At 60.3% G+C, this 24,795-nt stretch carries 23 protein-coding genes and 3 pseudogenes; 14 read left to right on the forward strand and 12 right to left on the reverse strand.

Features of this window, described 5'->3' with window-relative positions; translation table 11 throughout:
- Window positions 1-13: 13 nt before the first annotated feature.
- The 3 genes and pseudogenes from O3W47_RS02170 to O3W47_RS02180 all read left to right on the forward strand — a co-directional run bounded on the left by O3W47_RS02170 (window position 14) and on the right by O3W47_RS02180 (window position 2,731).
- On the forward strand, window positions 14-862 hold the full coding sequence (locus tag O3W47_RS02170; protein ID WP_269312844.1) for an ABC transporter permease: 849 nt from the start codon (window positions 14-16) through the stop codon (window positions 860-862).
- Window positions 859-1,721: pseudogene (locus O3W47_RS02175) on the forward strand (ABC transporter permease). Before O3W47_RS02170 ends, O3W47_RS02175 begins: the two are co-directional and overlap by 4 nt.
- Window positions 1,722-1,732: 11 nt before the next feature.
- Window positions 1,733-2,731 carry a 4-hydroxyproline epimerase gene (locus O3W47_RS02180; RefSeq protein ID WP_269312845.1) on the forward strand — a complete coding sequence of 333 codons (999 nt, stop codon included), beginning with the start codon at window positions 1,733-1,735 and terminating at the stop codon, window positions 2,729-2,731.
- 28 nt (window positions 2,732-2,759) lie between these two features.
- On the opposite strand, the gene O3W47_RS02185 is transcribed toward O3W47_RS02180, so the two are convergent.
- The 7 genes from O3W47_RS02185 to O3W47_RS02215 form a co-directional block, all read right to left on the reverse strand.
- Window positions 2,760-3,092 (reverse strand): cytochrome C oxidase subunit IV family protein, encoded by a 333-nt coding sequence (locus tag O3W47_RS02185; protein ID WP_174024649.1) that lies wholly within the window; start codon window positions 3,090-3,092, stop codon window positions 2,760-2,762.
- Between the two features lie 14 nt (window positions 3,093-3,106).
- On the reverse strand, window positions 3,107-3,832 hold the full coding sequence (locus O3W47_RS02190; RefSeq protein ID WP_262532121.1) for a heme-copper oxidase subunit III family protein: 726 nt from the start codon (window positions 3,830-3,832) through the stop codon (window positions 3,107-3,109).
- A gap of 12 nt (window positions 3,833-3,844) precedes the next feature.
- Window positions 3,845-4,549: a cytochrome c oxidase subunit 3 gene (locus O3W47_RS02195; protein ID WP_269312846.1), complete on the reverse strand. Its 705-nt coding sequence runs from the start codon at window positions 4,547-4,549 to the stop codon at window positions 3,845-3,847.
- Window positions 4,546-6,324 (reverse strand): cytochrome c oxidase subunit I, encoded by a 1,779-nt coding sequence (locus O3W47_RS02200; protein ID WP_269312847.1) that lies wholly within the window; start codon window positions 6,322-6,324, stop codon window positions 4,546-4,548. Before O3W47_RS02200 ends, O3W47_RS02195 begins: the two co-directional genes overlap by 4 nt.
- A gap of 54 nt (window positions 6,325-6,378) precedes the next feature.
- Window positions 6,379-7,194: a cytochrome c oxidase subunit II gene (locus O3W47_RS02205; protein ID WP_137454372.1), complete on the reverse strand. Its 816-nt coding sequence runs from the start codon at window positions 7,192-7,194 to the stop codon at window positions 6,379-6,381.
- Window positions 7,195-7,484: 290 nt separating this feature from the next.
- Window positions 7,485-8,300, reverse strand: coding sequence for a DUF2189 domain-containing protein (locus tag O3W47_RS02210; RefSeq protein WP_137454373.1), 816 nt, complete (start codon window positions 8,298-8,300; stop codon window positions 7,485-7,487).
- A gap of 649 nt (window positions 8,301-8,949) precedes the next feature.
- Window positions 8,950-9,609, reverse strand: a complete 660-nt coding sequence (locus O3W47_RS02215) for a hydrolase (RefSeq protein ID WP_269312848.1) — start codon at window positions 9,607-9,609, stop codon at window positions 8,950-8,952.
- Window positions 9,610-9,759: 150 nt separating this feature from the next.
- Between O3W47_RS02215 and O3W47_RS02220 the strand changes: the two are divergent.
- A pseudogene (locus tag O3W47_RS02220) lies at window positions 9,760-10,678 on the forward strand (LysR family transcriptional regulator).
- Window positions 10,679-10,713: 35 nt separating this feature from the next.
- On the opposite strand, the gene O3W47_RS02225 reads toward O3W47_RS02220, so the two are convergent.
- Window positions 10,714-11,067: an antibiotic biosynthesis monooxygenase gene (locus tag O3W47_RS02225; protein WP_269313701.1), complete on the reverse strand. Its 354-nt coding sequence runs from the start codon at window positions 11,065-11,067 to the stop codon at window positions 10,714-10,716.
- A gap of 126 nt (window positions 11,068-11,193) precedes the next feature.
- Between O3W47_RS02225 and O3W47_RS02230 the strand changes: the two are divergent.
- Window positions 11,194-12,078 (forward strand): annotated as a pseudogene (locus O3W47_RS02230) (LysR family transcriptional regulator); the annotation flags it as partial.
- Window positions 12,079-12,147: 69 nt separating this feature from the next.
- On the opposite strand, the gene O3W47_RS02235 reads toward O3W47_RS02230, so the two are convergent.
- Genes O3W47_RS02235 through O3W47_RS02250 form a run of 4 tightly spaced genes read right to left on the reverse strand, consistent with a single transcriptional unit; the run spans window position 12,148 to window position 14,738 of the window.
- Window positions 12,148-12,744, reverse strand: a complete 597-nt coding sequence (locus O3W47_RS02235) for an NUDIX domain-containing protein (protein ID WP_269312849.1) — start codon at window positions 12,742-12,744, stop codon at window positions 12,148-12,150.
- 28 nt (window positions 12,745-12,772) lie between these two features.
- On the reverse strand, window positions 12,773-13,618 hold the full coding sequence (locus O3W47_RS02240) for a PhzF family phenazine biosynthesis protein (protein ID WP_269312850.1): 846 nt from the start codon (window positions 13,616-13,618) through the stop codon (window positions 12,773-12,775).
- Between the two features lie 50 nt (window positions 13,619-13,668).
- Entirely contained in the window at window positions 13,669-14,298 is a 630-nt protein-coding gene (locus tag O3W47_RS02245; protein WP_080820288.1) for a LysE family translocator, read from the reverse strand.
- 35 nt (window positions 14,299-14,333) lie between these two features.
- On the reverse strand, window positions 14,334-14,738 hold the full coding sequence (locus O3W47_RS02250; RefSeq protein ID WP_269312851.1) for a VOC family protein: 405 nt from the start codon (window positions 14,736-14,738) through the stop codon (window positions 14,334-14,336).
- Between the two features lie 136 nt (window positions 14,739-14,874).
- Between O3W47_RS02250 and O3W47_RS02255 the strand changes: the two genes are divergently transcribed.
- From O3W47_RS02255 to O3W47_RS02295, 9 genes are all read left to right on the forward strand, one after another.
- The gene (locus tag O3W47_RS02255) at window positions 14,875-16,221 is read left to right on the forward strand and encodes an aminotransferase-like domain-containing protein (protein WP_269312852.1); all 1,347 of its coding nucleotides are present in this window, start codon (window positions 14,875-14,877) and stop codon (window positions 16,219-16,221) included.
- 51 nt (window positions 16,222-16,272) lie between these two features.
- Window positions 16,273-16,893: a nucleotidyltransferase domain-containing protein gene (locus tag O3W47_RS02260; protein ID WP_269312853.1), complete on the forward strand. Its 621-nt coding sequence runs from the start codon at window positions 16,273-16,275 to the stop codon at window positions 16,891-16,893.
- A gap of 341 nt (window positions 16,894-17,234) precedes the next feature.
- Complete coding sequence (locus O3W47_RS02265) at window positions 17,235-18,002, forward strand: aspartate/glutamate racemase family protein (RefSeq protein WP_269312854.1); 768 nt, start codon at window positions 17,235-17,237, stop codon at window positions 18,000-18,002.
- Window positions 18,003-18,018: 16 nt separating this feature from the next.
- Window positions 18,019-18,957 carry an ABC transporter permease gene (locus O3W47_RS02270; RefSeq protein WP_269312855.1) on the forward strand — a complete coding sequence of 313 codons (939 nt, stop codon included), beginning with the start codon at window positions 18,019-18,021 and terminating at the stop codon, window positions 18,955-18,957.
- Window positions 18,957-19,760, forward strand: coding sequence for an ABC transporter permease (locus O3W47_RS02275; RefSeq protein WP_080853733.1), 804 nt, complete (start codon window positions 18,957-18,959; stop codon window positions 19,758-19,760). Before O3W47_RS02270 ends, O3W47_RS02275 begins: the two co-directional genes overlap by 1 nt.
- Before the next feature lie 64 nt (window positions 19,761-19,824).
- The gene (locus O3W47_RS02280) at window positions 19,825-20,928 is read left to right on the forward strand and encodes an ABC transporter substrate-binding protein (RefSeq protein WP_269312856.1); all 1,104 of its coding nucleotides are present in this window, start codon (window positions 19,825-19,827) and stop codon (window positions 20,926-20,928) included.
- A 71-nt stretch (window positions 20,929-20,999) separates the two neighbouring features.
- Complete coding sequence (locus O3W47_RS02285) at window positions 21,000-22,058, forward strand: ABC transporter ATP-binding protein (protein WP_137454385.1); 1,059 nt, start codon at window positions 21,000-21,002, stop codon at window positions 22,056-22,058.
- Between the two features lie 96 nt (window positions 22,059-22,154).
- Complete coding sequence (locus tag O3W47_RS02290) at window positions 22,155-23,696, forward strand: hydantoinase/oxoprolinase N-terminal domain-containing protein (protein WP_137454386.1); 1,542 nt, start codon at window positions 22,155-22,157, stop codon at window positions 23,694-23,696.
- A gap of 4 nt (window positions 23,697-23,700) precedes the next feature.
- Window positions 23,701-24,795, forward strand: coding sequence for a DUF917 domain-containing protein (locus O3W47_RS02295; protein WP_162936914.1), 1,095 nt, complete (start codon window positions 23,701-23,703; stop codon window positions 24,793-24,795).

Below are 24,795 nucleotides of genomic sequence, written 5' to 3' on the forward strand. Positions count from 1 at the left end.
TGGAGGGATGGTAATGGACACCTCGATCATCACGGACCGTTTCGACACCTGGACGGAGGATGCGCTTGGCTGGATCGGCGATAACGGCGAAGGGCTGTTCGATTTCGTCAGCCGGTTGCTGGAGGGCAGTTATGACGGTATCCTCTGGTTTCTTGAGCTTGCCCCACCGGTCGTCATCGCGCTTGTCGCGGCACTGCTCGGCTGGCGGCTGATCAACCTGACGGCCGGCATCCTTGCCGGCGTCGCGCTGCTGTTCTGCGCGACCATGGGACTGTGGACGGAAACCATGAGCACGCTGGCGCTCGTCGCCACGGCGACAATTCTCGCGCTGCTGGTCGGAATACCGGTCGGCATCCTCGCGGGCTTCGCCAAATCGCTGGACCGGGTGCTCGAACCGGTACTCGACCTGATCCAGACCATGCCGCCTTATATCTACCTGCTGCCCGCAATCGCGCTTCTGGGCTATGGGCCGGCGACCGCGCTCATCGCAACCTTCATCGTCGCCATGCCGCCCGCCATCCGGCTGACCTCGCTCGGCATCCGCATGACGCCCCGGGAATTCATCGAACTGGGGCACGCAAGCGGACTGACGCCCTGGCAGATGTTCACGAAAATCCGCCTGCCATTCGCCATTCCGAGCGTCATGGCCGGCATCAACCAGAGCCTGATGATGGCTTTTGGCATGGTCGTCATCGCCGGCATCGTCGGTTCCGGCGGCCTCGGCGAGACGATCTACGGGGCCGTGCGCACGCTGGATGTCGCCACCTCCATCAATGCCGCAATCGCCATCGTTATTCTGACCATGGTGCTGGACAGGCTCACTCAAAGCGCGGCCCGCCGCGTGAAGGCAGGTGCAAGATGAATTTCGATCTCTTCCGGTTTTCACCGGGCACCTATCTCGCGCCCGCAGTGGATTGGCTGAACACCAATTTCCACCCGTTTTTCGCAGAGGTGACCAATATCGTCGAGGCGGTTCTCGGTGCAATCGAAGCCGCATTGCTCTATCCGCCCGCCTTTGCCCTAATCGCTGCGGCGACCCTGCTTGCATTCTTCGCCATTAATCTCAAGGCGGCGATGGTGACGGTGTCTGCACTGGCATTCTGCTTTTTCGCGGGCCTGTGGCGGAGTCGATGCAGACGCTGGCGCTGGTGACCGTCGCCGTGGCCATTTCGGTATCGGTCGCCTTCCCGCTCGGCATTCTGGCATCGCGCTACAAGCGGTTCGAAACATATCTTCGCCCGGTGCTCGACATCATGCAGACCGTGCCACCATGGGTCTATCTGATCCCGGCCGTCATGATCTTCAGCCTCGGCAGTGTCCCTGCAATCATCGCGACCATCGTTTATGGGGTCCCGCCCATGCTGCGCCTCACGACGCTCGCCTTCAACCAGGTGCCCAAGGACCTTCTGGAGCTTGGACAGGCAACGGGCGCTTCGCCGCGGTCCATCCTGTTCAAGATCGAAATCCCGTCGGCCACGCCCACGCTTCTGGTCGGCCTCAACCAGTGCATTCTGCTTTCTCTTGCCATGGTCGTACTCGCAGGGCTTGTCGGAGCCGGTGGGCTGGGTGCGGAAGTCACACGCGGTTTGACGCGCATGGAAATGGGTCCGGGCCTGAGGGCCGGCCTTGCCATCGTCGCCATCGCCATTTTCCTCGACCGCCTGTCCAGAGGGGCGTTGCAAGGCCGCCGGACATCGGTTGCAGGAAGCGGCGCGCACTAGGAAGAACACCCATGCGCAAGAGCTTCTTCTGCATCGATGCCCACACCTGCGGAAATCCGGTTCGCCTCGTGGCTGGCGGCGGACCGCTGTTGCCGCATCTCCCCATAGCCGAACGTCGTGACATATTCGTCCGGGACCATGACTGGATCCGGCAAGCTTTGATGTTCGAACCACGCGGGCACGATGTGATGTCGGGCGCGATCATCTATCCGGCCCACCGGCAAGACTGCGATTTCGCCGTGATCTTCATTGAGGTCAGCGGCTGCCTGCCGATGTGCGGCGCCGGCACCATCGGGCTCGTGACGGCGGCAATCGAGGAGGGTCTGGTAACCCCGAGGGTGCCGGGAAGACTGTCGATAGAGACCCCTGCGGGAAAGGTCGACATTGAATATGAGAAGCCGGGAGAGTTCGTCGAATCGGTCCGCATGTTCAATGTCGCGAGCTACCTTCACGCCGCCGATGTGAAGGTCGATGTTCCCGGCCTTGGCAGGCTCGTTGTCGATATCGCCTATGGCGGCAATTATTATGCGGTGGTCGAGCCGCAAGCCGCCTGGGCCGGTCTGGACGGCATGTCGGCCAGCGATATCGTCGATCTCAGCCGCAAGCTGCGGACCGCGCTTTCTCAGCTTTGCCATCCCGTGCATCCAGAAAATGAAAGAATAAGCGGCGTGCATCACGCCATCTGGTGCGACCAACCGGTTTCCGCCAATGCGGATGGGCGTGGCGCGGTGTTTTACGGAGACAAGGCCATCGACCGGTCACCCGGCGGCACCGGCACCTCGGCCCGCATGGCGCAACTCCATGGCAAGGGCCGCCTGAAAGCCGGGGAGAAATTTCGTCAGGAAAGCCTGATCGGCACGATCTTCGAAGGCAGGATCGAGCAGGAGACGGAGATCGGCAGCTTCAGGGGAATCCTGCCGAGCGTCTCCGGCTGGGCGCGGATCATCGGGCACAACACGATATTCGTGGATGACCGCGACCCGCTGGCCCACGGATTTCAGATCGGTTGAGGCCCGTGCATTCCGGCGCAAATGGGTCTCAAGAACCGGCACCCATGAAGGTCACCCGGGTAAGAGCCGTATAGTTGGATTCCGAGGCCATCAGCGCGGCGAAGACAAGCACGAGGACCGGGGGAAGCAGGATGACGTAGATCAGGACCAGCCGTTCCCAGGCCAAATGCATGAAAATCGCCATGATCAGCCCCGCCTTCAGGATCATGAACAGGATGATCAGAGACCACCTCGGATAGCTCTGAATGCCGAGATAATCGACCATGTAGGAGAAGGCGCTGAGGACGAAAAGCAGTCCCCAGACCACCATGTAGAGTTTTATCGGATGCTGCTGTCCCTGTTGTGACTGTTGCTGTGCCATGATGCCATCCTCACTCACCACAGATAGAAGAATGCGAAGATAAAGACCCACACCAGATCCACGAAGTGCCAGTAGAGCCCGGTTATCTCGACGATCTCATATTGCCCCTTGCGGCTGGTGAAGAACCCCCGCCTTTCCTCATCGAAATCTCCCCGCCACACCTTGCGCGCGACGATGAGAAGAAACAGCACGCCGATGGAAACATGGGTGCCGTGAAAACCCGTGATCATGAAGAAAGCCGAACCGAACTGCGCTGCACCCCACGGGTTTTCCCAGGGGCGAACGCCTTCCTCGATCAGCTTGCTCCATTCGAATGCCTGCATTCCCACGAATGTCGCGCCAAGCGCTGCCGTCGCCACCATCAGCGCTGCGGTTTTGCGACGGTCGCGGCGATATGCGAAATTGACGGCCATGGCCATCGTGCCGCTGCTGCTGATGAGGACGAAGGTCATGATGGCAATCAGGATCAGCGGAATGTGCCTGCCGGCAATCGTGAGCGCGAAAACCTCGCTCGGATTGGGCCAGGCAACGGTGGTGGACATGCGTGCGGTCATGTAGGCCAAAAGAAAACAGCCGAAAATGAAGATATCGCTCAGGATGAATATCCACATCATCGCCTTGCCCCAGGAGACGTTCTTGAACGCCCGCTGGTCCGATGACAGATCGGCGGCGACGCCGCGCAGTCCCGCTGGCCGCAGATGCGGATCACGTACCGGTCTTTCCTCCATGGATGCGGCCATGATCGACACTCCTCAGGTGACCAATTGACGGCAGAGATCGACGAAACTGTTCGCCCAGCCGGCGAAAAGCGCAAAAAGGACCAGCCAGACGACCAGCATGAAATGCCAGTAGATGGCGCACAGCTCCACACTCAGGCGCATTCTTGCCGACAAGCGCTCGCTCCGGGCACGGATTGCGGTGCGTCCAAGCACGAAAAGCCCGCCCAATATATGCAGGCCATGCAGGCCGGTGATCATGTAGAAGAAGCTGTTCGATGGGTTATCCGCCAGAACATAGCCCGCGGAGATGAGTTGCCGCCACGCCAGGAATTGACCGCCGACGAAGAAAACAGCCGTCGCAAAGGCTGTCACAAGAGCCGCATTCAGCCTGTCGCGATGATCTGAACGGATTTCGGTTTTCGCCCATTCCAGCGCCAGACTGCTGGCGGCGAGCGCCGCGGTGTTCACCCATAACAGTCCGGGGATCGGGATACCCCACCAGTCGGCGCCGCCCATGCGGCCGAGATAGGCGCTGATGAGCAGGGTGAACAACGCGCCGACGACCGCCAGAAATATCCCAAGTCCGACTTTCGCAATCGTCGCCGACGATCCCTGCATCTCCGGCGCATCGCCTGCCAGACCGACTTCCAGCCAGGGCTTCGAGGCCAGCCGCTGCCGCGCCATCCACCAGCCGATGATGCCGGCGATCCCGGCCATGAAGACGAGGATGGCGCTCATGACAGGGCCCTTTCGGACGGCCCGGCCGCCGCCGGCTGGTTTTGCGGCAGGAAGTCCTCAGCCGCGCCGGGCACGCTGTAATCATATGGCCAGCGATAAACGACCGGCAGTTCCTTGCCCCAGTTGCCATGAACCGGCGGGGTCTGCGGCGTCTGCCATTCCAGCGTCGTCGCCCGCCACGGATTGCCGACCGCCTTTTTGCCCCAGCGCAGGCTCCACTCGAGATTGAACACGAACAGCAATTGCGCCGCACCGACGATGAGCGCGGCCCAGGTGATGAACATGTTCAACGTGTGCGCCGAATCTGGAATGAAAGCCGTTTCGCCCAGCTCGTAATAGCGGCGCGGCACGCCCATCAGCCCGAGATAATGCATCGGGAAGAAGATGGCATAAGCACCGAGAAAGGTGACCCAGAAATGGACGTGCCCCATCGCCTCGTTCAGCATCCGGCCCGTGACTTTCGGATACCAGTGGTGAATCGCACCGAAGATCACCATGATCGGCGCGACCCCCATCACCATATGAAAATGGGCGACCACGAACATCGTATCCGAAAGCGGCACATCGACGACGACATTGCCGAGGAAGAGACCGGTCAATCCGCCATTGATGAATGTGACGATGAAGGCGAGCGCAAACAGCATCGGCAGGGTGAGATGGATATCGCCGCGCCAGAGCGTGAGCACCCAGTTATAGACCTTGATCGCCGTCGGCACCGCGATGATCAGCGTCGTGGTTGCGAAAAAGAACCCGAAATTCGGGTTCATGCCGCTGACATACATATGATGCGCCCAGACGACGAAGCTCAGCGCCGCGATGATGACGATCGCCCAGACCATCATGCGGTAGCCGAAGATGTTCTTGCGCGCATGGGTGCTGATCAGATCCGAGACGATGCCGAAGGCGGGAAGTGCGACGATATAGACTTCCGGATGGCCGAAGAACCAGAACAGGTGCTGGAACAGGATGGGACTGCCGCCCTCCTGCTTCAATTGTTCGCCCATTTCCACGATGGCCGGCATGAAGAAGCTCGTGCCGAGCAGCCGGTCGAACAACATCATGACGGCGGCGACGAAGAGCGCGGGGAAAGCGAGCAGCGCCATGGCGGTCGCCGTGAATATGCCCCATATCGTCAATGGCATGCGCATCAGCGTCATGCCCCGCGTGCGCCCCTGCAACACGGTGACGACGTAATTCAGCCCGCCCAAAGTGAAGCCGATGATGAACAGGATCAGCGATGACAGCATCAGGATGATGCCCCAGTCGCGCCCTCCCGGCGTTCCCGAAAGAAGCGCCTGCGGCGGATAGAGCGTCCAGCCGGCGCCCGTCGGCCCGCCGGGTGCGAAGAAACCGGCCACCAGCACAAGGACGGCGGAGAGGTAGAGCCAGTAGCTCAGCATATTGGCATAGGGAAACACCATGTCGCGCGCGCCGAGCATCAGCGGGATCAGGTAGTTGCCGAAACCGCCGAGAAACAGCGCGGTGAGCAGGTAGATCACCATGATCATGCCATGCATGGTGATGAACTGATAATAATGTTCCGCATCGATGAAGGAGAAATAGCCGGGAAAACCGAGCTGCAGCCGCATCAGCCAGGAAAGCACCAGCGCCACCATGCCGATTGCGATGGCTGTCAGGAAATATTGAATGGCAATGATCTTGGCATCCTGGCTGAAGACATATTTCGTCCACCAGCTTTTCGGGTGATAAAGCTCGACGTCTTCAACTTCAGCGGGCTGAATGACCTGCCCGGCGTCGGATCCAATCTCGACCATGTTCCATCCTCCCTGTTCCCCCGATGCGGTCTTCCCTTCCAATATGCACGGCGCTCATCTGGCCGCCGACGTTTCCGCCGAGGCCAGCAATTTCGAGAAAGTCGGCTGCTGCTGCAGCCAGACTTGATAGTCGGTTTCGGTATCGACGATGACGGTGCCGCGCATCTGCGGATGGCCGACACCGCACAGTTCCGCGCAGAGAACCTCGAAGGTTCCCGTCCGGGTCGGCGTGAACCAGTAATAGGTGACCGAGCCGGGGATCATGTCCATCTTGGCCCGGAACTCCGGCACATAGAAATCATGCACGACATCGACCGCCCGCAGCAGCATTTTCACCGGCCTGCCGGCGGGCAGATGCAACTCGGCGCCTTCAACGATGACATCGTCCATTCCGGCGGGATCGTTCCTGTTCAGGCCGAGCGGATTGTCGGGTGCAATAGCGCGCGTATCCGCCCGCCCGAGCCGTCCATCCGCTCCCGGCAGCCGGAACCTCCATTGCCATTGCTGACCGACGACTTCCACTTCGCTCGCACCGTCCGGAACGGTCACGAACTGGTTCCATACGAAGAGGCCCGGCACAAGCATCGCAGCCACCCCAACCCCGGTCCCGCCCGCCAGCCACCATTCGAGGCGCTTGTTTTCAGGCTGGTATGCCGCCCGGTTTCCGGCGCGGTGCCTGAAGCGGAACACGCAATAGGCGACGAACAGCACGACGGCCGAGAAAACGAAGCCGGTGATCCAGAAAGTGATGATGATCGTATTGTCGATATAGCTCCAGTTCGAGGCTATCGGCGTCCACCACCACGGGCTCAGCAGGTGGAATACGATCGATCCCACCACCAGCAGAACGAGAATCACAACGACAGCCATCGTCTCCTCCCGTGACCCGGCCACGAATACTTCTACAACTCAATCGCGAAGTATATTAGAATTATCTCATAAATTGATCGGGCGAGCAATTATGGTGGCGCCTGCGGCAGCGTCCCCCTCCTGTGCTACGGCCTCAATCGGGAAGGCAATCGCGAAAAGCAGACAGATCGGAAGAAAACGATACCACATGGCGTCCCCGCACTCTCCATGGCCGTCCCAACCGCCGCGGCTCCCTCAGCGGGGCCGCAACGGCAGGGAGAATGATCTGCGGATAGATTTCCTCTATGAATTCAGGGCATACGGCTTGGATAATCGGAGACGATCAGTTTTCGATAGAGGTGCCAGGTCGAGTGGCCGAGGATGGGCATGACGACCGCGAGGCCGATAAATACCGGGATCGTGCCAACGACGAGCAACGCCGCGACGATCAATCCCCAAAGCGCCACCGGAACCGGGTTGGCAAGCGTGGCGCGGATGCTCGCATCCACCGCCGCGACTGCGCCGATATCCCGGTCGAGCAGCAGCGGGAACGCCACCACCGTTGTCGCCAGCACCACGACCGCGAAAACGAAACCGGCCAGATTACCCCAGATGATGAGGGAGAGACCTTGCGAGGTCGTCAATACGTCCGACAGAAAGGTGGAGAGCGAAACCGGACCGGTCGCATCGAAAGTCGCAGTGTAGATGCTCTGCGCAACAATCAACCAGACGACGAAAAGCACGAACAGCATGACGGCGACCGCGATGATCGACGGCAGGGCCGGAGAGTGACGAACCTCCAACGCGTGCCGCCAGGAGCTATCCAGCCCCTGCTCGCGCCGCCGGCTGATTTCATAAAGCCCGATGGCCGCGATCGGACCAATCAGTGCAAAACCCGACATCAGCGGATAAATAACCGGCAGCAGATTGGCGCCGGAACTCCACATCACCAGAAAAACACCGGCGATCGGATACATAAGACAGAGAAAAACATAATGGGACGGCTTTTCTTTAAAGTCCTCAAGTCCCAGTTTCAACGCATCCACAATATCCGGGATGCCAATCTTGCGGACTTCCGGGCGGGCAAATTCACCACTCGCACCGGCCATGACATGGAATGCCGTCATAGCACTTCTCCTCCTGCGCCATGATCCGGCTGGCGGTACAGGAACGCTCGGTGACTTCTATCGACGCGTCAAACCGCAACCGGCTGTTTTGTAATTTATCAAATTCTGTCGCCTTTGTCGCCTGTTCTTTAAATTGGTGAAATCAGATGCCCGCTGCCGGCAGGGTCGACAGAACCGCACTTGTGCAGGTTTTGGATCGTTGCCAGCTCTTAATGGTGTGGTGATGACACCGCCCCAGCAGGCGTGGCGTGTATCACCGCAACGGTCGGTGAGAACGATATCGCCCGGGCGCACGAGTTGCGTCAGGTAGTGGAGCTGCTCGAGTGGGCATTCGGAATACGCAGGGTGACAGCAGTGCCCGCCACGCGCTTGCCCGGAAGAACGTCCCGGAGTTCGGGATCGACAAAGCCGGAGTGAAGCACGTGGCTGATCGTTGCGACTTCGACCTTTTCAAGAAGCTCGATGACCGGCGCCGATCTTTTCCGGCACGGGATTGACGATAAATATGCGCGCGCCCATTGGCAAGCGATCAAAGCCGGCGCCTCCCTTTCTTATCGGGATCGCGCCGGCGTCGTTTGCAGGGTGGGAGAATAGCCTTGAGGCGACGGGATGGCGGGAGCCAACAGGCGCCCGCCGTCCCTGCCCGGCCCTAGTGACCGCCCTTTGTGGCCGGCACTGGCGTGTTGAGAAGCTGCTGTTCCCAGAGATAGGCGATGCCGCTGCCGCCGAAGTGCTGGATGAGGATTTCGGTCAGTTCCTCGATATGCTCGGTGCGCGCCCAATCGCGCTGCCATTCGCCGGCGAGCGCCATCACGGTCATCGGGTTCGCGCCGGCCGCGATCATGCGCTGGATGGCAACTTCGTGAGATTCCTTCGAAATCCCGCCCGACGCATCGGTGATCACGGTCACGTCCCAGCCTTCGCCGGCGGCCTGGATGACGGGCATCGCGACGCAAACCTCGGTCCACAGGCCGGCGATGATCAGTTGCTTGCGGCCGGTCGCCTTGACGACGTTCACCACATTCTCGTCCTGCCAGGTGTTCACCCAGGTGCGATCGATGACTTCCTGGCCGGGAAACACGTCGGTGATCTGCTTGAAGAGCAGTCCGCCGCGCGCCGCGATCACGCTGGTAAGAACGGTCGGAACATTGAAGGCCTTTGCCAGCTTTGCCAGTGCGGTCGTGAGGTTGACGACAGCCTGCGGATCGTGGCTGTTCAGGTTCGCGAGCTGATAGGGCTGATGATCGATCAGAACGAGGACGGAATCTTCGGGGCGGAGAAGTGAATCGAGGCCGTTACGAAAGGTCATGGGTTCATCCTATGTTGGCGGTTTATTGAAGCGCTTGCGCAAAGACATGCGCCCCTTCGGGCGTTGCCGCGGGACGAAACTTGTCATTCCTGTTTATGATGCGGTAGTCCTTGTCAGCGCTGAGCTGTGTCGCAGAATGAGGAACGCTGAGTGGATATCGAAGATCTTCGGACATTCGTCGAAGTTGCAGATGCGGGAGGCGTCACTTCGGCCGCGCTGCGGCTCGGCATCTCCAAGTCGATGGTCAGCCGACGGCTCTTGCGGCTTGAAGCCGAGCTTGGCGTCCAGCTTCTGGCCCGATCCACACGCGGCGCTTCCCTGACGGAGGCGGGCGCAACCTTCAGGGACTATGCGGCAAGGATTTCAGCCGAAATTGATGTTGCGAGGGAGACAATTCTTCCGGCTGGCGAGCTCCGCGGGCGTCTGCGGATTGCTGCGCCGCTTTCTTTCGGCCCGACGCATTTTGCAATGGTGATTGCGCAAATGGCGCGCCGCTATCCCCAACTCCAGATCCAGACCTGTTACACGGATCGTTTCGTGGATCTGATCGTAGAAGGGTATGATTGTGCGATCCGGGTCGGCCACCTTCAGGATTCCAACCTTGTCGCCAGACGTGTCGGCCCCCTCTACGGAAGTTTCGTCGCCAGCCCGGACTATATCAGGGCCCATGGTTCTCCGGAGACACCGGAAGAGCTCCTCACCCATCAGGCTCTCATGCAGGGAACGGAAACCTGGCAGGTGATGGATGGAGACAGGGTGACAAACATTCGCCCACAGGGACGTTTCAAGGCCGACAACGGAGCCGCCCTCGCCGTCGCAGCAGTTGCCGGTTTGGGGATCGCCGTGTTGCCCGACGATCTTATCAAGGATCATCTGGACTCGGGCGAGCTGGTCCGCGTCATGAAACGCTATCCGCCGCCGCCGGCGGGAATATTTGTCGTCAGACCGCCCGGCCAGCATCCGGCAAGAAAAATCCGGGTGCTGACCGAAATGCTGATCGAGTGCTTTGACCATGGCCCGGCGACGGTGTTCCGTTCCAATGCCGGGGAAGCCCCCGGCCGCCACCTGACCGGCGCGTTTTCAAAAACGAGTGCGCTCCATCCGTCACTCAGCAATGGGCTTCGGGAGAACCAGATCGCCGACGGTATATGTGTGGAACTCGCTTCTGGAGACGGTGTCCAGTTTCCGGAATTTTTTGACGAATTGCGGATCGGAAAAGAACTCGTCGACATTGCCGGTTCCCTGAATGGCCTCGACGTTGACGACCGTCTCTCCGTCGGTGCTTTTCGCAAGGCTGCTCCAGAGGAACCCTTCTTTCCGTTCGGCAACATAGTGAACGACATCCTGAATAATGGCGAAGGCTTCGTCCTGCTTTCCCGGATGCGCATGAATGACGTTGACAACGAAGGTCGTGGGAGCGGGGGAACCCGCAAAAGCTGCGATAGGTTTGGTTTCCATGAGTTATCTCCATTTGAAGCTCGAGCCATTTCGGCCGCGACGACATCTGGATATCGGAAGCAAAATAGCGGATAAACGAGCTGCTATTCTTAACATACCGGACAAAAATTCTTTAATCGCGGCGTCATGGACAAGCTCGGAACACTCGGCATATTCATTCAGGTGGCGGAAGCGGGAAGCTTCGTGGCCGCCGGGCATCGCCTCGGCATCTCGGGATCCGCCGTCGGAAAAGCCATTGCGCGTCTGGAGGAGGAACTCGGCGTAAGACTGTTCAATCGCTCGACGCGCAGCATGGCCCTGACGGAGGATGGAAGTTTCTTCCTCGATACATGCCGACGCATCCAGTCCGAATATGAGACCGTGCAGGCGCAACTGTCGAGATCGCAGGCCGTTCCGCGCGGGCAACTTCGGGTGAGCCTTCCGCTTGCGGGCATGCTTCTGATGCCGACGATATCCGCCTTCATGGAGGTATATCCCGAAATCAGCCTCGACCTCGATTTTACCGATCGTCTGGTTGACGTCATCGAAGAGGGATTCGACGCCGTCATCCGAACGGGCGAGATCAGGGACACACGGCTGATGAGCCGCAAGCTCGGCACCTTCAGACACAGCGTCGTGGCGGCGCCCGACTACCTCAAGGCGCATGGACGCCCGGAGGTCCCGGAAGATCTTGTCCGGCACCGCTGTCTCCATCATCGCTTCGCCAATTCCGGAAAGCTGGAGCCATGGCCGCTGGTTCGCGAAGGACGCGAAATCAGGATCGATCTTCCGGTCGCCACCGTTGCGAGCACGCTGGAACCCCTGATCTACCTTGCGGAACGATCATTCGGGATAACATGTCTGCCCTCATTCGCAGTGACATCCGAAGTCGCTCAGGGAAAACTGGTATCGTTGCTGGACGATTATATGGCCGACACAGGGACCTTCCGCGTCCTCTGGCCGACCAATCGATATCTCTCTCCAAAAGTCAGAGCATTTGTAGACTATATGGCCGCCAATCTTTTCGCCCGGTTATCGAACCGGGGCATAGAGAACCACACGAACTCCCCATGCGCCGGGCCGGAAGCATCGTTGCGGGCATCAGCCTGCCGTGATCTTTTCCTGCAAGAGCCGGATGGCGAGATGCTGGAGCAGAATGATCGTCTTGGCATCGCGAATATCGCCGCGGCCGATCATCCGCATCGCCTCGGGCAAGGCGATTTCCAGCACGTCGATGTCTTCACCCTCGTCCGCTGAACCGCCGCCTGCCCCGACCTTATGTTTCTCGGCATATTCACCGTAGAAAAAGGCGAGATATTCCGTGACCGATCCGGGGCTCATATAGATATCGAACAGATGCGTAAGTTCGGAAACCTCATAACCGGTTTCCTCGATCAGTTCCGCGCGCATTCGCGTCGCCGGGTCAGCGCCTTCCAGCAGCCCCGCCGGTGTCTCGATCAGCGATTCCAGACCGCCATTCAAAAGTGCCGGCAACCGGAACTGGCGGGTCAGCAGCACATTGTCGCTTGCCGGATTGTACAACAGGCATGTCGCACCGTTGCCGCGATCATAGGCCTCCCGGATCTGCCGTTGCCAGCTTCCGTCCCTCAGTTGAAGTTCATACTCATACTTGGTCAGCCGTCCCCAATCATCCGCCAATACACGTTCGGAAATGGGGCGATAAACACTGCTACTCATCAAAGTCACCTCGTTTTCGCCTGTCTTTTCAAATGCCTTGCAGCTGGCCTTCGACATGCGTGCGCGTTTCGCCGCCAACCCATATCTGGCCGGCATCGTCGCGGGTCAGGTAGATGCGGCCGTGGCGGCCAAGGCGCGTTCCCTGCGCCGCGACATAGTCTTCGCCAACCGCGCCCGTCGCGAACAGCCATTGCGCCAGCGAGGCGTTGAGGCTTCCGGTGACGGGGTCTTCGACGATGACGCCCAGATGATCGCTGAAGAAGGCGCGAACCTCAAAGGCGATCTCGCTGCCTTGCGCATGAGGGCCAACCACACCGATATCGATACGGCCGGGCCAATTGCGGGCCGGTTCGAGGCCAAGCACCTTTTCGGCCGATGCCAGCCTGATTCCCAGCCAGCCGGGACCATTATCGATCCAGGCGGCATCGATGATATCGCAAGCCTCGATCCTCAACAGCTGCCGCGCTTCTTCCAGTTCGGCCGGCGTCGGTGCGCCGGAACGGATAAGCGGCGGAGCGGCAAAACAAAGTCGCCCATGCGAGCGCCGGATCGTGACCAGTCCCGCACCGCATTCCTGAACAATAGCGGTTTGATTTTCTGGCATGCCGTTGGCGCAGAGCCAGGCATGGCAGCTGCCCAGTGTGGGATGCCCGGCAAAGGGCAACTCCCTGTCCAGCGAGAATATCCTGACCCGGTAATCAGCCTGCGGATGGGTGGGTTGCAGCAGAAAGGTGGTTTCGGAAAGGTTGAACCACCGCGTCAATCGCTGCATTTCATCCGCCGACAAAGCATCGGCGCCGATGACGACCGCCAACGGATTGCCGGAAAGCGGCCCGGAGCCGAACACGTCGATCATATGGATAACAAAACTCATGGCATGGCTCTTTCAGTTGGGATTGATCGGCAACGCCGATGGTGGGGCTCTCAATTCTGCGAGAGAAGCAATTTCAGTCCCGCAACGGCAAATACCGCAGAAAGCACGGATTCGATCCAGCGCCGCAATCTGGTGTAGAGCGAAATCATCGAGGCGGTGGAAAAGAGAAGCGCATAGCTGCCGAATACAATGACGCCGAGAAGGGCGCAGCCGCCAATGATCGCCGGCAACATGCCCGCAGGCGCGTCCTCGCGAAACCCCAGCGACATGATCGCTATCCAGGCCATGATGGCTTTCGGATTTCCGATGTGCATGAGGAGACCCTGCCGGTAGAGCGCCCGATAGGGTGGCGTCGCACGCCCGGTATTCATCCCCACAAGGTCGGAGACCGGCTTCAGGGCCGACCTGCCCGCTCGAAAGGCCAAATATAGCAGGTAGACGCCGCCAAATATCTTGATGATGAAAAGCGCCTGGGCATAGGCGGCCAGCACGGCGGACATGCCCGTCGCCGCAAGGATCGCCCAGAAGAGCGAGCCGGTGATGACACCGGCCGCCAAAGCGAGGGCGGGCATACGGCCGTCACGCATCGCCGTGCCCATGATCGCCATGTTGCTTGGCCCCGGGCTGGCGGTGGCGACGATATAGGTGCCGTAGACGAGGGCGATCTGGCTGGCGATCATTCCGATTTCTCCAGAAGCAGGACACTTCCCCAGCACTATTGCTGGAGGTCTCCGCGATGAACGATGTGAACCTTGTTACCGTCAGGGTCACGCAGATAGGCGCCGAAATAGCCGTCTCCGTAATGCGGGCGTGGCCCCGGACCTCCTTCATCCGTGCCGCCATGCGCAAGGCCGCCGGCATAGGCCATCTCCACCGCCTCTTTCGACGGCGCCAGAAAGGCGACCATGCCGCCGTTGCCAACCGTGGCCGGCTCGCCGTTGAAAGGACAATAGACATAAAAGCGGGGCAACGGGGAGTGTGCTGCCACCCAGCAAAGCGCCGCAGGCCCGCCATCCGGGGTAACGACCCGCCGCGTCAGGCCGAGCGGGACAAGCACCGCATCGTAGAAGCGTTCCGCCCGCTGAAGATCGCGTGTTCCGACGGTTACATGGCTGAACATTCGATCCTCCAGGCGCCGGCATCATGGCCGATCGCCCGCCGTAAAGTGTGGATTTCAATCAGCGTCGTCATAGCCTATGTTACACTTGGTGTTTATTGAAATAGTGTAACGTGACACTTTTATCGAAGGTACGACCGTGCTGCTGCAATCCCCCTGGACTCCCCGTCTTGCAGATATTGAGGCGAATGCCGCAGAACGGCTGGTGCTTGCGCTTGCCGATGACATCATCGAGGGGCGGCTGACGGGCGGCGACCGTCTGCCCGCCCATCGCGATCTTGCATGGAAACTGGGGGTGGGGCTTGGCACCGTGACAAAAGCCTATTCAGTTCTCGAACGGCGCGGACTGACACGCAGCGTCAAGGGCCGTGGAACATTCGTGGCGCTTCAGGAGGCGCACAAGGATCGGCAGTTCGACCTCTCCTCCAATGCGCCGCCGGCCACGCTTAACGCCCGCATTCTGGCTAGGACGCTAACGGGGATCGCCCGCAGGATCGATGCGGATCACATCAATCTTTACGCCCCGCCCGCCGGACATCTGGAACACCGCCGCCTTCTGGCCCACTGGCTCGAAACGCTGGGTCTGACTGTCGATCCGTCACATCTGGTGCTGACGAGCGGCGCGCGCCAGGCGCTGGCCCTGGCCTTCGATCTCGCCTGCGGCCCAAAGGGCCTGCTCCTGACCGAACGGATCACCTATCCCGGCGCGATCGCACTGGCCCGGCGTAAAGGATACCGGATGCAGGGTGTTGAAATCGATGCCGAGGGCATGGTGCCGGAAGCGCTTGCCGCAGCGCTCGCCGGCACGGCGTCGCGTGATGGCACAGCAGTCTACGTGACGCCGACGCTGCATAATCCGACAACCGTCACCATGGGCGCGGCGCGGCGACATATCATTGCGGATATTTGCCGCCGGGCTGGCGTATGGATCATCGAGGACGGTGTTTATGCGGCATCGGCCGAGGCCCTGCCGCCGCTCGCCTCATTGGCCCCTGAAATCTCGTTTCATGTGAACGGGCTCTCCAAATCCCTTGGTCCCGGCCTGCAGATCGGCGTGCTTGCATTGCCGGCCGGGCTGCACGACACCGCGGAAGACCTTCTGCAGGACATGCCGATGGCCCCATCCGCACTCTCCTGCGCGGTGGTTGAAGATTGGCTGACCTCCGGCATCATCTCGTCAATCCAGCGGGATTTACGCCACGAGGCCCGACGGCGCTCCAGTCTGGCGGTTTCACTGCTCGGCACGAACCAGCTTGGCTCGCATCCCGATGCATACAACGTCTGGCTGCCGATGGAACGTGACGCCGCCAATCGTTTCGCATTCGCCGCTGCGGCGATGCGTATCAAGTTGACCCCTCCGAAATCCATGCTGGTGAATCCCGGCGATCCGGCGAGCGGTATTCGGCTTTGTCTCGGCGGCCCGTCATTCGACGATCTCACGGAGGCGCTGACGCTTCTGGCGGGGCTGCTGAAGCGTTGGCCTTGAGGCCATCGGCAAATAAACAACGATACGAAAATTGCATGGAAGCGACCGTATATGATGAGTGATCACCCGCTTGTGCCGGACCAGAATGCGTGGAACCCCTGGAGCCCTGCCGAACTGTCCCAGCGACTGGACGGCGTATCGCTGCCATGGTGCGTTGTCGGCGGCTGGGCTCTCGATCTGTGGCAGGGGAGCAAGACGCGAGAGCATGACGATCTCGAATTCACGGTCCTGCGCGAAGATCTGAGTATTTTTCGCCGGAAACTGGGTGACATGGAGTTCTATACCGTCAACGATGGCACTATCGAACCGCTGCCGGCGGACCAGCACCCGGCTCCCGAGATTTTTCAAATATGGTGCTTCGATCGCCCTGCCGGGTGCTGGCGCGCCGATATGATGATCGAGCCGGGGACGAATGACACCTGGGTTTACAAGAGAAATCCGGAAATAAGGCGGCCGCGGATCGAAATGGTGTCGCTGACCGCAGACGGCATCCCTTATCTCAATCCCTCCGCCGTGCTTCTGTTCAAGGCAAAGCACAGGCGCCCCAAGGACGAGGACGATTTCGCAAGAGCCCAGCCAAAATTACCTCTTTCGGAAAGCCTCTGGCTGCGAGACTACCTCGAGCGCCTGCACCCGGGTCACGACTGGGTACGGGCGCTGCGCCTCCCGTAAAGCCCGCTTGCGGTTAAACCGTCCGCAAAACGCCAAAAGCGCCTCATTTTACGACTTTGATCGCCCAATGTTTAGTCAAACATCGCAGGCGCATTTGTTTTATGCAGCAGCACCTATCTAAACGGATAGGTGCTGCACTTTCAAACCAGCCATACTACCCACCCAAAAGAGTGAAGCCCCTATTCGCCTAAGCTCTTTCGTCCGGCGGCAAGCCGATGCACCGTAAGGCATCGGAACAAGCGGCGCAGTCACCGGAGGCTCGGCAAGCGTCGGATACGCAACTTCAGGCCTGGTTTTGCCCGCATATGCAAGTCGTTGCGGTGCTGAAGGAGATATCGAGAATGCGTGACGTCCATGTTCGTGTCGTATCCCCCATCGTAACGCGCGGCTTTCGCAAGCTGGCGGATCTCAAGGCGCTGGAATATCCAGGCATCAGCCTTTCCCACGCCGAAATAGCCACCGGGCCGGGCTCGATTGAAAGCGAGTTCGAGGCGGCGATGTCCGTTCCCGGCACCCTGCTTGAAATAGCCCGCGCCGAACGTGAAGGCGTCGATGCCGTCATTATCGATTGCATGGGCGATCCCGGCCTGCGCCCGGCCCGGGAGATTTCCGGCATGGTCGTTCTCGGGCCATGCCAAACCGGCATGCATGTTGCTTCCATGCTGGGACACAAATTCTCCGTCATCACCGTCATGCGCCGCCTGATCCCGTCTTTTGAAAACACCGCCGCCCTTAGTGGCCTTTCCAGCAAGCTGGCCTCGGTGCGCAGCGTCGATATTCCCGTGCTGGATCTCGAGGCGGACCTTGCCGCCACCGCCCGCCGCCTCGTCGAGGAAGGCAGGAAGGCGGTGGAGGAAGACGGCGCGGAAGCCCTGATCTTCGGCTGCACCGGCCTGATGGGATGCGCCGCCGGCTTGCGTGAAGGGCTGCTTGCCGAGGGCATCGACGTTCCCGTCGTCGATCCCATCCCGACAGCCGTTTCCATTGCCGCCGGCCTCGTCCGCGCCGGCCTTTCCCAGAGCAAGACGACCTATCCGGCGCCACCGGAAAAGGAACTGATCGGCTACGACGCACTGCACACGGCCATGTTGCCGCAAGCGGCCGAATGACGGGAGATCACGCAACATGGCGGTATCCGCAATGACGACAACGGACAAGCAGATGGACGGCCTGCCCCTCGCTCAGGTTTCGCCGGCGCGAAAACGCTTGAGCGACGGTTTCGGCTTCTGGCTGCTCCTGCTGCCCGCCCTGATTTTTTTCATCGCCTTTTTCGTCGTGCCCACCGCCTCGCTTTTCGCCCTCGCCTTCAACAAATCGGTGGCCGGCGTCATCACATTGTCGAGCGCGATCACTTTCGACAATTTCGTGCGCATCTTCACCCGCGCCATTTATTACGAGGCCATCCTGCGTTCCGTCGGCATTGCCGCCGTGGTGGCGCTCGTCTGCCTGGTGCTCGGATATCCGCTTGCCTATGTCATCGCGAAAACGGTCAATCCCGGCCGTAACACCCTGCTGATGATCCTCGTATTATCGTCCATGCAGCTCGACATGGTCATCCGGCTCTATGGGCTGATGGTACTTCTGGGCGATAACGGTCTCATCAACGGCGCACTCATCCGCATGGGCATCGTTTCGCAACCGCTGCCGCTGATGTACAACATCTTCGGTGTCGTGGTCGGGTTGGTGCAGATCACGCTGCCTTTCATGATCCTCTCCCTGATCGGTATCATCAAATCCATCCATCCGGCGCTGGAAGAAGCAGCCAGATCGCTCGGTGCCTCCCGCACAAAGGCCTTCTTCTCCATCGTCCTGCCGCTTTCCATGCCGGGAATTCTGGCGGGCACGCTGCTGGTCTTCGCACTCGCCATTTCATCCTATGTCGTGCCGGCGCTGATGGGCGGCTGGAAGGTCATGGTCATGCCGATCCACATCTACCAGCAGGTGGCGGAAACCGGACGCTGGCAATTCGGCGCGGCAATCGCCGTGGTCCTCTTCGTCACCAGCCTGATGGCGATCGCCGTCTATCACCGCGCTGCCATGCGCACCACGGGAGGGCGCAGCTGATGCGTGAGGAATCATCCATTCCGCTTGTTTTCAGGCTTCTGTCGGTCCTGACACTGACCGTCCTGCTGGTGCCAGTCATCATCGTCATCCTGTCCGGCCTGAATGCCGGCGACTACCTGACCTTTCCGCCGCAGGGTTTTTCCCTGCGCTGGGTCTATGCCTTCCTGACCTCGCCGACCTTCCTCTCGGCCTATGGCGTTTCCTTCCTCGTTGCCGGCATCTCGACAGCGATTTCGACGGTACTAGGCACCATGGCGGCCCTTTTCCTGACACGGTCGTCCAGCCGGCTTGTCGCACCTTTGCGCGCCTTCTTCATGATGCCCATCGTCCTGCCGGGGGTGGTGCTTGGCCTTGCGCTCTATGTGTTTTACGTCACCACCGGCATCGGGCTCGCGCGGAGCATGACCGGGCTTATCATCGGCCATGTCATCGTCACCTGCCCCTTCGTCATCGCCACGGTCACCGCCGCCCTCGTCGGCTTCGACCGCAGCCTGGAAGAGGCGGCGCGCTCGCTCGGGGCGTCTCCCTTCACCGCTTTTCGCCTCGTGACGCTGAAGATCATTTCACCGGCCATTTCGGCAGGCACCATCTTCGCTTTCATCATTTCCTTTGGCCAGTTCGAGGTGACGCTCTTCCTCTCGACGCCAAACCTGCAAACCTTGCCGATGGCCATGTATGTGGCGCTGCGTTACGCCTTCGAACCCACTGCGGCGGCGGCAGGCATCTTCGCCATCCTCCTCGTCGTCGTCTCGATGGTGGCGACCTCCAGGCTCATCAATCTGAAGCGCATTTTCGGCGGCTAGGCCCCCGCCGGACATTCAATGAAATACCCGTATCCATAGATTCAAAAACAAGGGGAACATGGACATGACAGGAATGACATTCGATCCCGGCCGCCGCAGGCTCCTCAAGATGGGTGCTGCAGCGGCAACCTTGCCGCTCTTCAACATCAACCACGCCTTCTCGCAGGATGTGACCTATGACGGTTCCGTTTTCGATGCCGGCGGGGCGGTGTTGCGTATCGGGGAATGGGGCGGCCCCTGGGGCGAACTGGTGCACAAATATCTGCTGACCGACTTCGCGAAAGATTTCAACTGCAAGATCGAATATGATTCCACCTGGCCGTGGTTTCCGAAATTCGTCGCCAACGGGCCGAAGAAACCACCGCTCGACATCACCAACTGGAACCTGCCGGAAATGTTCAAGACGGCGGCGGCGGGAGATTTCTTCCACACGATCGACGAAATCCTTCCCAATGTGCCGAACGGCAAAAATCTCTGGCCCTTCGCCACCGCGAACGGCGTCGGCGTCACCTGGGCCTTCAACCAGTATGTGCATGCCTATCGCACCGACCTCGTTACCCCGCCGCCGACCAGCTTCAAGGACATGTGGAAGCCGGAATTCGCCGGCAAGCGTGGTACCTACATCACCTCCAACACCCTGCAGATGGACTTCTTCCTCGTCGCCTGCTCGCTCTTCGGCAAGGACCAGTACGATCTCGACGCCGGTTACAAGGCGATGAAGGAATTGATGCCCGCCAAGATTTCGGATTTCACCGGCAACATGCAGACGCTGATGGATCGCGGGGAAGTGGTCATGGCCGTGCAGAGCGATGCCGAACCGATGCAGGCCCGCGACAAGGGTGCGCCTTTTGCCGTGATGTACTGGAAGGAACTTCAGCCGATCCTCACCCAGACCTACACGGTCAGCCGCTATTCCGAGCCGACCCAGAAGAAGCTTGCCTATGCGCTTCTCAACCGTGCGCTGGAGCCGTCCTTCATGACCAACATGGGCAGGGAATTCTACCTGCGTCCCACCGTCTCCAACGCCGTCCTGCCGGATAATCTCGTCAAGGCCGGCATCGTCAACAGCGCCGACGCCACCAAGGATTTCTGGCTGCCGAACTGGAAGGCCTATCTCGAAAACGAAGACGATATCGTCGAGACCGTGAACGAAATCTTCGCGGGCTGACCCTCGCACCCGCAGAACGTCGTGGCCGGCCCCGCCGGCCACGCCCCAGAGGGAAAGGACAACGGAAGCCGATGTCGGATATTCAACTGAAAAGCCTCGTCAAATCATATGGCGACAATGTCGCCGTCGCGGGCATCGATCTGCACATAGAGCAGGGCGAGTTCTTTTCGCTGCTGGGACCTTCCGGCTGCGGCAAGTCCACGACATTGCGCATGATCGCCGGCTTCATCCGCCCATCTTCGGGACATATCCTGATCGGATCGGACGATGTCACCCATCTGCCGCCGGAAAAGCGCGACATCGGCATCGTCTTCCAGAATTATGCGATTTTTCCGCATATGAGCGTGGCGGAAAACATCGCCTTCGGTCTGAAGCTGCGAAAGAAATCCAGGGAGGAAATCGACAGCTCCGTCGCCTTCGCGTTACGCCAGGTCGGGCTGATCGGATATGAAAATCGCTATCAGCGCCAGCTCTCCGGCGGCGAGCAGCAGCGTGTGGCCCTTGCCCGCGTGCTGGTTACCGAACCGCGCATCCTGCTTCTGGATGAGCCGCTTTCGGCGCTCGACAAATCGCTGAGGGAGGAGATGAAATACTGGATCAAGGACCTGCAGAAGAAGCTCGGCATCACCACCGTTTATGTGACCCACGATCAGGATGAGGCGCTCACCATGTCCGACCGCATCGGCGTGATGCAGAAGGCCAAAGTCGAGCAGGTGGGCACGCCACAGGAAATCTACGAAAGGCCGAAGACGCTTTTCGTCACCACCTTCATCGGTCAGTCCAACGTCATCGATGCCACGGTGAGAGGCCGCGAAGGCGAAAGACTCGCGGTCCGCTTCGGCGACAGCACGGCGCTAACCAGGCTTCCATCCGACAATTTTGCCGAAGGCAAGGCCGTCAAGCTGGTGGTCAGGCCGGAAAACATCATCATCGGCGAGGCCGGCACCGGCCTTGCGGCAACCGTCGTTTCGGAAACCTATCAGGGTGCGCTTGTCCGCTACCATCTTTCGGTCGGCGGGCAGGATATCGTCGCCGAGCGGCAGAACCAGTCCCATCTCGCAAAGCTGTCGCCCGGACAGGCGATCGGCGTGACGTGGGACCCGGAACGATCCGAAGTGCTGGTGGCCTGAGGCCCGGCCACCGGAACCAGAAAATCGGGAAAGGATGCAATGTGCGGCGACAGGCCGCGCAGGCGCCCTTCCCTTGTCAATCGACAGGAGAAAGACATGCGTATTGGCATTGATGTGGGTGGCACGAATACCGACGCCGCCCTTATGGATGGGGCAGCGGTCATCGGCGCCTGCAAAAGCCCGACAACGGCCGATGTCGGCTCGGGCATCGTGACGGTGCTGAAAAAGCTTCTCGGCATGACGGGCGCATCCGTCTCGCAAATTCAGGCGGTGATGATCGGCACGACCCATTTCACCAATGCCGTGGTCGAGCGCAAGCGCCTGCTGGAAGTCGCCGCCATCCGCCTCGGCCTGCCGGCCACCAAGGGCCTGCCGCCGCTGACCGACTGGCCGAAGGACTTGGCCGACACGCTTGGCCGCCACACATTCATGCTGCGCGGCGGACATGAATTCGACGGGCGCACCATCGCGCCTCTCGATGAAAAGGGATTGATGGAGGTTGCCGCCACCGTGCGCGAACGCGGCCTGAAGACGGCGGCCATCACCTCGGTTTTTTCGCCGGTCACGCCGGAAATGGAGCTTCGCGCCGCCGAAATCCTGCGCGACGCGGTTCCTGACGTCGCCATCTCGCTCAGCCATGAAATCGGCAGGGTCGGCTTTCTTGAGCGCGAAAACGCCTCGATCATGAATGCCTCGCTGGCCGAGCTCTCCCGCAAGGTTGTCTCCTCCTTCCGCAGCGCGCTGAAGGAACTGGACATCAAGGCGCCCTTTTTCATCAGCCAGAACGACGGAACGTTGATGTCTCCCGACTATGTGGAGCGTTATCCCGTCCTCACCTTCGCCTCCGGCCCCACCAATTCCATGCGTGGTGCTGCCATGCTGGCGGGCGTCAAGGAAGCCATGGTGGTGGATATTGGCGGCACGACATCAGATGTCGGCATGCTCGTTCACGGTTTTCCGCGAGAATCGGCGGTTGCGGTTGATATTGGCGGTGTGCGCACCAATTTCCGCATGCCGGACGTGCTGGCCATCGGGCTTGGCGGCGGCTCGCTGGTGCGTGACGAGGGTAAGCGCATCGGTCCCGATTCCGTCGGTTACGAGATCACCAGCAAGGCGCTGGTTTTCGGCGGCGATACGCTGACTACCACGGATATCGTCGTGGCGGCCGGTCTGGAGGATATTGGCGACCGCTCCCGCGTTGCGCATATTCCCGCAAAAACCATCGAAACCGCACTGGACACCATGCACCGCATGGTCGATGAGGCCGTGGACCGCATGAAGACCAGCGCCGATCCGCTCCCCGTCATTCTGGTGGGCGGCGGTTCCATTCTGGTCTCGCGCGACCTGCCTTCGGCATCGAAAGTTCTGAGGCCAGAAAACGCCTCCGTCGCCAACGCCATCGGCGCCGCCATCGCACAGGTGGGCGGCGAGGTGGATCGCATCTTCTCGCTGGAAGGCACATCGCGCGACGCCGTTCTGGCAAGCGCAAAGGCCGAGGCTTCTGAACGGGCGGTAAAGGCGGGGGCGACTGCAGCCTCCGTCAAGATCATGGATATCGAGGAAGTTCCGCTTGCCTATCTGCCAGGCAGCGCCACCCGCATCCGCGTCAAGGCGGTTGGCGACCTGGTGATCGGTTGAGGACATGGCGATGAAACTCACACGTGAACATCTTGCCGATCTTGCCGTCGGCGCGGCCTTTCTCGGAACCGGCGGCGGCGGCGACCCCTATGTCGGGCGCATGATGGTGCAGCAATGCCTGGACGAAGGCTGCGAGGTCGAGCTGATCGACCCCAGCGAGTTGCCGGACGACAGTCTCGTCATCCCGACAGCCATGATGGGTGCGCCGACCGTGCTGGTGGAGAAAATCCCGTCTGGCGAAGAGGCCATCTTCTCGCTCCGTCGCCTTGAGAAACGGCTCGGTAAAAAAGCCGGCTACACCATGCCCATCGAGATAGGCGGCATCAACTCCACCATTCCGCTGGTCGTCGGCGCCCGGCTCGGCCTGCCCATCGTCGATGCAGACGGCATGGGGCGCGCCTTTCCCTTTCTCGAAATGGAAACATTCGGCGTTTACGGCATATCCGGCTCCCCCATGGCGGTCAGCAACGAATGGGGCGATTGTGCGCTGATCGAAGCCGTCGATAACAGGCAGATGGAATGGCTCTCCCGCGCCGTCGCCATTCGCATGGGCGGCTGCGCCTATATTGCGGAATATGCCATGAGCGGCGCGGAGGTGAAGCGCACGGCAATTCCCAATACGCTGACACTGGCGATCCACATCGGCAAGGTGTTGCGCAAGGCGCAGGAGGACCACATCAATCCCATCGAGGCGCTTCTCGGCTTCCTGCCCTCCACGCTTTACCGTTATGGCCGCGTCATCTTTCAGGGAAAGATCGTCGATGTGATGCGCGAAACCAAAGCCGGTTTCACCATCGGCCGCGCCCGCATCGAAGCCGTCGCGCCATTTACCTCGCAGATGGAAATAGAAATCCAGAACGAGAACCTGATCGCCAGGCAGGATGGCAGGGTAAGAGCCATCGTGCCGGACCTGATCTCGATCATGAACACGGAAACCGCCGAGCCAATCACCAGCGAAAACCTGCGTTACGGCCAGCGCGTCACCGTGGTCGCCGTCTCGGTGCCCGAGATCATGCGCACCCCGGAAGCGCTCAACGTGTTCGGCCCGGCCTGCTTCGGCCTGAAGGAACCCTTTACCTCCATCGAGGAGATCGACTGA

Source organism: Agrobacterium sp. LMR679 (genome assembly GCF_027157905.1).
Taxonomy (GTDB): Bacteria; Pseudomonadota; Alphaproteobacteria; order Rhizobiales; family Rhizobiaceae; genus Agrobacterium; species Agrobacterium leguminum.

Excerpts from the sequence above, each read along its gene's own strand:
- O3W47_RS02180 (WP_269312845.1), top strand. The coding sequence starts at position 1,733 with ATGCGCAAGAGCTTCTTCTGCATCGATGCCCACACCTGCGGAAATCCG.
- O3W47_RS02195 (WP_269312846.1), bottom strand. The coding sequence starts at position 4,549 with ATGAGCGCCATCCTCGTCTTCATGGCCGGGATCGCCGGCATCATCGGC.
- O3W47_RS02200 (WP_269312847.1), bottom strand. The coding sequence starts at position 6,324 with ATGGTCGAGATTGGATCCGACGCCGGGCAGGTCATTCAGCCCGCTGAA.
- O3W47_RS02205 (WP_137454372.1), bottom strand. The coding sequence starts at position 7,194 with ATGGCTGTCGTTGTGATTCTCGTTCTGCTGGTGGTGGGATCGATCGTA.
- O3W47_RS02290 (WP_137454386.1), top strand. The coding sequence starts at position 22,155 with ATGCGTATTGGCATTGATGTGGGTGGCACGAATACCGACGCCGCCCTT.
- O3W47_RS02190 (WP_262532121.1), bottom strand. The coding sequence starts at position 3,832 with ATGGCCGCATCCATGGAGGAAAGACCGGTACGTGATCCGCATCTGCGG.
- O3W47_RS02170 (WP_269312844.1), top strand. The coding sequence starts at position 14 with ATGGACACCTCGATCATCACGGACCGTTTCGACACCTGGACGGAGGAT.
- O3W47_RS02260 (WP_269312853.1), top strand. The coding sequence starts at position 16,273 with ATGATGAGTGATCACCCGCTTGTGCCGGACCAGAATGCGTGGAACCCC.
- O3W47_RS02215 (WP_269312848.1), bottom strand. The coding sequence starts at position 9,609 with ATGACCTTTCGTAACGGCCTCGATTCACTTCTCCGCCCCGAAGATTCC.
- O3W47_RS02245 (WP_080820288.1), bottom strand. The coding sequence starts at position 14,298 with ATGATCGCCAGCCAGATCGCCCTCGTCTACGGCACCTATATCGTCGCC.
- O3W47_RS02265 (WP_269312854.1), top strand. The coding sequence starts at position 17,235 with ATGCGTGACGTCCATGTTCGTGTCGTATCCCCCATCGTAACGCGCGGC.
- O3W47_RS02225 (WP_269313701.1), bottom strand. The coding sequence starts at position 11,067 with ATGGAAACCAAACCTATCGCAGCTTTTGCGGGTTCCCCCGCTCCCACG.
- O3W47_RS02240 (WP_269312850.1), bottom strand. The coding sequence starts at position 13,618 with ATGAGTTTTGTTATCCATATGATCGACGTGTTCGGCTCCGGGCCGCTT.
- O3W47_RS02275 (WP_080853733.1), top strand. The coding sequence starts at position 18,957 with ATGCGTGAGGAATCATCCATTCCGCTTGTTTTCAGGCTTCTGTCGGTC.
- O3W47_RS02270 (WP_269312855.1), top strand. The coding sequence starts at position 18,019 with ATGGCGGTATCCGCAATGACGACAACGGACAAGCAGATGGACGGCCTG.
- O3W47_RS02210 (WP_137454373.1), bottom strand. The coding sequence starts at position 8,300 with ATGACGGCATTCCATGTCATGGCCGGTGCGAGTGGTGAATTTGCCCGC.
- O3W47_RS02295 (WP_162936914.1), top strand. The coding sequence starts at position 23,701 with ATGGCGATGAAACTCACACGTGAACATCTTGCCGATCTTGCCGTCGGC.
- O3W47_RS02185 (WP_174024649.1), bottom strand. The coding sequence starts at position 3,092 with ATGGCACAGCAACAGTCACAACAGGGACAGCAGCATCCGATAAAACTC.
- O3W47_RS02280 (WP_269312856.1), top strand. The coding sequence starts at position 19,825 with ATGACAGGAATGACATTCGATCCCGGCCGCCGCAGGCTCCTCAAGATG.
- O3W47_RS02235 (WP_269312849.1), bottom strand. The coding sequence starts at position 12,744 with ATGAGTAGCAGTGTTTATCGCCCCATTTCCGAACGTGTATTGGCGGAT.
- O3W47_RS02250 (WP_269312851.1), bottom strand. The coding sequence starts at position 14,738 with ATGTTCAGCCATGTAACCGTCGGAACACGCGATCTTCAGCGGGCGGAA.
- O3W47_RS02285 (WP_137454385.1), top strand. The coding sequence starts at position 21,000 with ATGTCGGATATTCAACTGAAAAGCCTCGTCAAATCATATGGCGACAAT.